Annotated in this window: 7 protein-coding genes; 4 read left to right on the top strand and 3 right to left on the bottom strand. The window is 67.3% G+C overall.

What is annotated here, in order from left to right:
* Positions 1-490 precede the first annotated feature (490 nt).
* Together AB0M26_RS30920 and AB0M26_RS30915 are read right to left on the bottom strand one after the other, a co-directional pair.
* Entirely contained in the window at positions 491-1,663 is a 1,173-nt protein-coding gene (locus AB0M26_RS30920) for a serine hydrolase domain-containing protein (protein WP_365266179.1), read from the bottom strand.
* 71 nt (positions 1,664-1,734) lie between these two features.
* Complete coding sequence (locus AB0M26_RS30915) at positions 1,735-3,078, bottom strand: transcriptional regulator (protein ID WP_365266177.1); 1,344 nt, start codon at positions 3,076-3,078, stop codon at positions 1,735-1,737.
* A gap of 251 nt (positions 3,079-3,329) precedes the next feature.
* On the opposite strand from AB0M26_RS30915, the gene AB0M26_RS30910 reads away from it, so the two are divergent.
* From AB0M26_RS30910 to AB0M26_RS30895, 4 genes are all read left to right on the top strand, one after another.
* Positions 3,330-3,821, top strand: a complete 492-nt coding sequence (locus tag AB0M26_RS30910) for an ATP-binding protein (RefSeq protein WP_365266175.1) — start codon at positions 3,330-3,332, stop codon at positions 3,819-3,821.
* Between the two features lie 201 nt (positions 3,822-4,022).
* Entirely contained in the window at positions 4,023-4,190 is a 168-nt protein-coding gene (locus tag AB0M26_RS30905; protein WP_365266173.1) for a hypothetical protein, read from the top strand.
* Between the two features lie 85 nt (positions 4,191-4,275).
* Positions 4,276-5,472: a cupin domain-containing protein gene (locus AB0M26_RS30900; protein WP_365266171.1), complete on the top strand. Its 1,197-nt coding sequence runs from the start codon at positions 4,276-4,278 to the stop codon at positions 5,470-5,472.
* Complete coding sequence (locus AB0M26_RS30895) at positions 5,406-6,263, top strand: aldo/keto reductase (RefSeq protein WP_365266169.1); 858 nt, start codon at positions 5,406-5,408, stop codon at positions 6,261-6,263. The genes AB0M26_RS30900 and AB0M26_RS30895 overlap by 67 nt, the downstream gene beginning before the upstream one ends.
* On the opposite strand, the gene AB0M26_RS30890 is transcribed toward AB0M26_RS30895, so the two are convergent.
* The gene (locus tag AB0M26_RS30890) at positions 6,251-7,111 is read right to left on the bottom strand and encodes a hypothetical protein (RefSeq protein ID WP_365266167.1); all 861 of its coding nucleotides are present in this window, start codon (positions 7,109-7,111) and stop codon (positions 6,251-6,253) included. The genes AB0M26_RS30895 and AB0M26_RS30890 overlap by 13 nt on opposite strands.
* Positions 7,112-7,444: the final 333 nt, after the last annotated feature.

Below are 7,444 nucleotides of genomic sequence, written 5' to 3'. Positions count from 1 at the left end.
GTTGCACCTGCGTCATGCATGACGATCTACAGGAACCCGCCCCGCTGCGGGAGCGGATCCCGCAGATTGATCACAACTGGATACGCCCCCTAGTGCCCGGACGCAACGTCGGACAGCTCCGGGCACCCGTCTGCTCCGCCGCGACATGCGCCTTGGGACCACCCTTTCGACAGCCGGTCAATTTCCTTTAGGACCATAGGGACTCACGCCCTTGAGGCAGTGGCGGAGGTTCTCGGGGGTGGGTTCTGTGCCTTGGGGTATCTGGGGGCGTCGGGGCACGGGGTCGATCTGTGCTGCGTGGGCCCGGGCCCACGCAATCCATTCCCGTACACCCTGGGTTTCGTCAGTTTCATGGTGCCACTGCCTGGTCGAGGTTCGACTTTGATGGCCCGGGTCCCCGGGGCCAGCCGCGAGACCAGGCCAGTGCCGGGAGGCTCCAGCGTTGTTGAGGCTTCTGATGGCCTCCAGCAGCGCCAAGGGCGTGTGACAGTTAGGCTATTGACCTGTGCACGGCGTCGATCAGCGAGGCCGCGCGCAGGTCGTCGGGGCCGCCGATGATGTGGTTCATCACGTAGCCGAATGCGATGCCGTGTTCGGGGTCGGCGAAACCGAGTGAGCCGCCTCGGCCGGTGTGGCCGAAGGAATCCGTCCCGATCATGGGGTTGGTGTCGGTGGGCAGCATGTACCCGGTGCTGAACCGGCTGGGTACCACCATCACCTGGTCTGGTCCGCTGGCCTGTTCCTTGGTCGCAGATGCGAGGGTTTCCGGGCTGAAGAGACGGACGCTGTCCACCTCGCCGATCAGTGCGGCGTACATGCGTGCCAGTCCGTGGGCGGTGCCGATGCCGTTCGAGGCCGGGAGTTCTGCGGCCTGCACTGCGGGGGAGTTGAAGTCGATCTCGGTCGGGTCGGTGACCGCGAACGCCCTGTTGCTGAGGGAGTTCGGGTCGCGCCAGGCGGCGACCACTTCGCGGAGCTCTTCGGGGATGGATTCCGCAGGCACCGTGGTGAGGTCGATGTCCGGCTGCTGGTACACCATGCGGCTGACCCGGTGGCGTTCGCGCTCCGGCAGCCCGATGAAGAAGTCCAGACCCAGGGGGGCGGCGATCTCGTCGGCGAAGAAGTGGCCCGGCGTGCGGCCGGATACTCGGCGGATCACCTCGCCGACCAGCCAGCCGAAAGTCCTGCCGTGATAGCCGTGCGCGGTCCCCGGAACCCACACCGGACGCTGAGCGGCCAGTGCGGCGACCATCGGTTGCCAGCCCAGCGCGTCGGACAGTGGGACAGGTTGGTCCAGCGTGACCAGGCCAGCTTGGTGGGACAGCAGCCAGCGCACCGGGATTGCCGCCTTGCCGTTCGCGGCGAACTCCGGCCAGTACCTGGCCACCGGAGCGTCCAGGTCCAACAGGCCACGCTGAGCGAGCAGATGCGCTGCGCTTGCGGTCGCCCCCTTCGTCGCCGAGTAGACCAGCTGCAGCGTCTCTCGCTCCCACGGACGATCGGTGTCGGGGTCTGCGACTCCACCCCACAGGTCCACCACGGGCCGGCCACCCACGTACACGCACACCGCAGCGCCCACGTCCCCGCGCTGGGCGAAGTTCGCCGCGAACGCTTCGCGTACAGGCTCGAACCCGGCCGCAACCTGACCGTCGATCATCGTCATGCATCCCATCGTGGCACTCTGATCCGCTCTCCGAGGGCAGAGTCACTCTCGATGGGCGCGGCCACTCCTGATCAAGATGCGACGGGCAGTGCCTGCAGGCGCTCGCGGAACTCCCGGACGGGCAGAGTCGACCTGTGTGGTTCGAGCCGTGCGGAGAACTCCTTGAGTCGGTCCAGAGCCCGGACAGAGCTGACGTTGTCTTCGAGAAGCCCAGCGCCGTAGTTCGCGGCGTCCAGCGCCCCTTCCAGGTCACCACCGGCAAGCCGGGCCTCGGCAAGGCGCCCGGACCGCACCGCCTTGTCCCGCGGGGCCGCCTCTTTGATGGAGGCTTCCAGGGAACTCGTCGCACGCTCCACGTGGCCCGAGCGCAGCAGGACTTTTCCCTCGGTCGACTTCAGTTGCGCCTCGCCGAACCACTCGAGCCAGTCCGGGTTTTCCTCTGCCGTGTGACGCTCCCAGAGGGAAGCGGCGCGGTTGAGCGCCGTGCCGGACATCTGGTGATCACCGTCGCGGGACAGCGCCTCAGCTTTGTGCAAGTAGAGGAAGGACTGCGTGTAGGGCGACAGCGTTCGAGGAGCATGGTCGATGGCGGTCGAGATGAGGTCGACCCGCTCGGCGGTCCGGCCGGCCTCGGAGACGTGGACTCCCATCTCGGCCAGGATGAAGGCGCCGAAGGCGTCGTCTCCGGCCGTACGGGCGCTCCGCAAGGCTCCGATGTAGTACTGCTGCCCGGCGGACCGCAGCCCTGCGTCGTAGGCCATCCAGCCGGTCAGGTGCGACACCCGAGCCGCCAGCGCGTACAACCGAACACGGACCCTCTCCGTGTAGCGGCCGGCGCGGAGGAGACCAGTGATCAGCGCAAGGTCACCGCGTGCCTGCTCCAGCAGCCGGGCACCCCCGAGCTGGTCATCGAGCGTGCGGAGGGTGCTGATCCGCTGCTCGATCGTCGAGACCATCGTGTCGGTGACGCGATCTCCGCTGAGCGCTGAAGCGAACGCAGAGGGCGCCTCGACCCAGCAGGCCGCCAGCCCGGTCAGAGCGGCACCGGTGATGGTGAGAAAGCCTCGGCGATCCAACCGGCCACTGCCCACCAGATCAGCCAGTGCATCAACCGTTCCTGCCTCAGTCCACGGGGCAGTAAGGCCCGTCACCTCCCACACGGGAAGCCACTGCGGCCACCGTTCCGCCTGAACCTGCACTCCCGGGACGCCCAGGAGGTCAGCGAGCACGCTCTGAGCTTCCGCGTCCGGTTCCTGCCCCTGCTCCCACTTCCACACCGTCGTCCGGTTGGTCGCCAGAGAGATGCCGAGCAACTTCCCGTGTGCCCGCATGAGTCGGGCGAACTCGGCCTTCCCCCATCCGCGCGACTGGCGCACGAAGGTCAGCGGGTGGACTGCTAACGGCTCACCGGGCACGACATCACTCCCCGTCATCCCCTCACGGCGTGGTTCGAAGGCTACTGCGCGTACAAGCACGCGGAAGGGGCGTCCCCAAGAGAAACCCCCAAGAAACGTTCCGGGCATGCGCAGCAGGGCAGTTGACTGTGCCTCAGCCACACGGGAGCCGCGAGCACGTCGCTCCTGTGCGGTCACCAAGAACGGCGGCTTCATCACCGTCCCCCGTCGGAGATGGAGCCGCTCCCCACCTTTTCCGGAGGCGCCCGCCCATGCCCATGTTCGCCACACGCTTCGTCATCGCCGGAGCGGAAGAGGAGGTATCTCCTGCTCGGCGCAAGGTCGTTGAGACCGTACAGGCGTGGGGCGTCCCTCTGGATGACGAAGTGGCTCATGCGCTCAGGCTGGTCGCATCCGAGCTCATCACCAACGCGGTGATCCACGCAACCGGGCCCGTCACCATCGCGCTCCACCACCGCCCAGGCAGATTGATGCTCGTCGTGGCTGACCACAACCCGCAAGCCCCGGTGGCGGGTTGTGCGGCGGATGGCGACGAGAGCGGGCGCGGGCTCGCTCTGGTCGACCACTTCGCGGTGCGCTCAGGCTGGAAGGCCTTCGAGCACGGCAAGAGCGTGTGGGCTGAGATCGAACTTCCAAAGCCACCCCCGCCCGTCCGCGCCTCCGTTCTCCGCAGGTTCTTCGCAGGCCGCGCACGGCGCGAGACCGGACCCACACCCCAGGCCTTGGCCCTGTCGGCCGCCTGAACAGCGCAGTACCCGCACCCCCGGACCGATCCAGTCCCAGACCGGGACCTCTCGGCGCCTGCCCGTCAATGACACGCCGCGCCCTCCCGGGCTCCAGCCTGCCCACAGACCGCCGCCCCCACATCTCCCACGGCCGTGGGGGCGGCCCTTGAACCCTCGCCAGAGCCCTGGCGAGGGACCCGAAACAGGAAGGAGCACCAGGTGGAACAGCCCTCAGCCTCGCCTCCTACGCGGAGCGAGCTTCTGGTTGCGGTGGAAGAGCTGACAGCCGTCCACGACCGCTACGACAGCCTCCGATCCGACAACCAGGGCAGCTCCGGAGATTCCCCGTGGCCGGGCGGTGACGGCAACTTGACCGACGCCGCATAGCACCAGGCGGCAGGGGCGAATGCGGAGCCTCGTGCTCGCCCCTGCCGCTTCCGCAGCACATGGCCGAACTCATGAGGAGCCAGTAATGGAACACCAGTTGATCGACGCCATCGAGGCGGCACTCGGGTGGGACGGGCCGGGTGAACTCGGTAAGCGGTTCGCACGGGGGAGTACGCGCGACTCCGCCCTGGCTGCCCGCATCCTGACCCCGAACCGCCTGCTCGACATCGTGATGCGCAGGAGCCTGGACCGACCGCAGTTCCGGTGCTTCCAGAACGGCGAGGAAGTCCACCCGGCCATCTACTACACCGACGTCGTCAGCCCCCGCGGACAGAGCATCCCCACAGTCAACATGCGCAGTCTGGGTCTGCTCCTGGGAGAGGGCGCCACACTGATCCTCGATCAGCTGAACGTCTTCGACCCGACCATGGAGGTCGCCTGCCGCGCGCTGCAGTGGTGGTCCCACGAGCGAGTCCAGGTCAACGCCTACCTGACGACGAACGACGCCGCCGGCTTCCCGCTCCACTGGGACGACCACGACGTGGTCATCGTCCAGCTCGCCGGCGAAAAGGCATGGGAGGTGCGCGGGACCTCCCGCACGGCACCCCTGTACCGGGACGCCGACCCCAACACCACCCCGAGCGAGGAGATCCTCTGGTCCGGCGTCATGCGGACCGGCGACATCATGCACATCCCCCGGGGCCACTGGCACCAGGCGACCCGGACAGGAATCGGCTCGGGAAAGAGCCTTCACGTGACGTTCGGCATCACCCAGCGCACCGGAGCGAGCTGGCTCGCGTGGCTGGCCGACTGGTGCCGTGAGAGGGAGACCTTCCGCCACGACCTGGACCGTGGCCCCGGAGCCGACACCGCGGCTCTGACCGAGGCCGCGGCCCAACTGATCAGCGAGCGTTCCCCCGCCGATTTCCTGGCTGCCTACGAGCAGCAGACGACCTTGCCCCGCCACGTGCCCCACCTCGACATCCTCGGACCGCTCGAGGCCGCCGTATGCACCACCCGCTTCCGCCCCGAAATCCAGGAGAACGACGACACCGTCGACATCCTGGCCTCCGGCAAGAAGCTCACCCTCGATGCCAAGGCCCTGCCCGCGCTGCGTCTGCTCCTGAGCGGCCGGCCCGTCGTGCTGGACCACGCGGCCGCAGTAGTCGGTGCCGAGGTCGTAGAGGTTGCCGAGATCCTGGTGAAGGAGGAGATATGCGCCGTCCTGACCCCCGAGTTGTCCTCGGGCTACACCGGTCTTGTCACGAACGCCGCCTCCTGACCGGCGCACTGGATCTCGGCGTCACCGCGCTCGACACCAGCTCCAACTACCTCGGCTTCCGCTCGCACCAGGTCCTGGCACGGATGGCCGGCGACCTGCTGCCGAGATTCACGCTCTCCACCAAGGTGGGCTACTTCCCGAGGGCAGCCAGGGCGGAGCACTCCCTGGACCCAGCCCTACTCCACGCGGCCGTACAGCAGGCGGCCAAGGAACTCGGGCGAGAACCGGACATGGTCTTCCTCCACAACCCGGAACACACCCTCCAGGAAGCGGCCCCCCACAACCGGGACACACTGGCCTACGCGTGCGCCGCCCTCGACGCAGCAGCGGCGAAGGGGCTGTGCGGAGCCTGGGGCGTCGCGTCATGGGATCCCTCGCCACTGGTGGACCTGATCGACGAGACCCTGCCGCAGCCTTCGGTTTTCATGGTCCGCGCCGGCCTCCTGGTCGGCGCCAGGACGCTCGACGCAGCGGACGCCGTAACCACGGCATGGGGCCTGACCAGCGACAGCATCTGGGGAATGAGCCCCTTCGGGGGCAGTACCCGAGCCCCGGTGTGGGACAGGATCAGACCCGGAGCCTTCCTCCGGGACGGCGACAGCCTCTCCAGTGCCCAGGCTGCCTTCCGGGTCGCGTACTGCCTTCCACGGGTAGGCACCCTTGCCGTTGGCACCAACGAGCCCACCCACCTGGGCGAATTGATGGACGCCTTGGACAGCGAAGTCGATGAGCTAGCCGTGCGCGAGTACCGGGGCCTCATTCGAGCCCGGACGCATGGTCAGCCCGCTTGAAGCTCTGCGATGACCTGCTCCGCCATGCGACGCGCGGGCTCCAACCGGGGGTCCTGCGGGTGCGCGCCCGGCCCGAGGATCTTCGAGCACACGAAGAGTGTCATCAGCTTGCCGTCCCGGCTCTCGAAGTCATGGCGTCGTTCGTGCCGTACACGATCGGCCAGAGCGGGGACGGCAAGGGAACTGCCCCACAGCGAGGCGGAATCCAAGCCGCGCGGTGCGTTGCCCCAGTCCTCCCAGTCGAAGAGGGAGAACGTCGGCGCGGTCATGTTGGCCCAGTTCAGATCCGCGTGGGCCGGCACCCACCGCTCGACAGCCGTGTCGAAGCCCTCGGCAGGAGAGATGGTGCGGACCGCTTCGGTGACGAGCTCCTGCGTGATGGTGACGGTGTCCGGGGTCGCGACACGCTGTGTGTCCTGGGCCGCAAGAGCATCGAGCGAAGCGTTGAACGCCTGCCACCACGCATCCTGCAGTCCGGGGTCCTCACTGAGGATCGCAGTGCCGATGGGCGCGCTCGGCAGGAGATCGGTCTCGTCTGCCCGCCACATCACGGGCCCGTCTGCGTCCCGCCAGACCATGCACCCCAACCACGTGGGCTGCGCAATGCCTTCCAGCAGCGCGGCGCATTCAGTGCCGTTCCAGCCCTGTACGCCGATGTTGTCGAGTCCGCGCCTCTCGATACGGATCCACGTCAGCCGGTCCGTCCGAGCCCCCACTGACCGCCGTTTACGGACCACCGTGTCCCGGTCGAGCTCAACGTGAAGGGATCGCTCCATGTGATCGAGAACGTTGTCCACCGGTTCAACTCGCAAGTCCACGGCGCGCGCCGAAGGTGCCGAGAGCCTCATGCGGGCGACCGTAGCACCCGGGCCCAATCATGCGGGGAAAGCGCACTTTGCCATGGGTGAGCCTCAGCGTCACCGAAATATCGAACGTGCCATCGAATTACCTGAGTTGGAAAAACTATCCGGCCTCTCGCGTATCCGGTGCAAGTTGCTGCCTGAATCAATCTGGCTGGATATCGAGTGAGGAGTCCAGTGTGTGACGGCCTCGGCTTGTTGTACTGCAGGTACAGCAACTTGCCTTCTAGGGGGCGTATCCAGTTGTGATCAATCTGCGGGATCCGCTCCCGCAGCGGGGCGGGTTCCTGTAGATCGTCATGCATGACGCAGGTGCAACTT

Origin of the sequence: Streptomyces sp. NPDC051776 (assembly GCF_040681345.1) — a bacterium.
GTDB lineage: Bacteria > Actinomycetota > Actinomycetes > Streptomycetales > Streptomycetaceae > Streptomyces.
The sequence above is the reverse complement of the archived record's forward strand: the minus strand, read 5'-3'. Positions and strand labels throughout refer to the sequence as shown.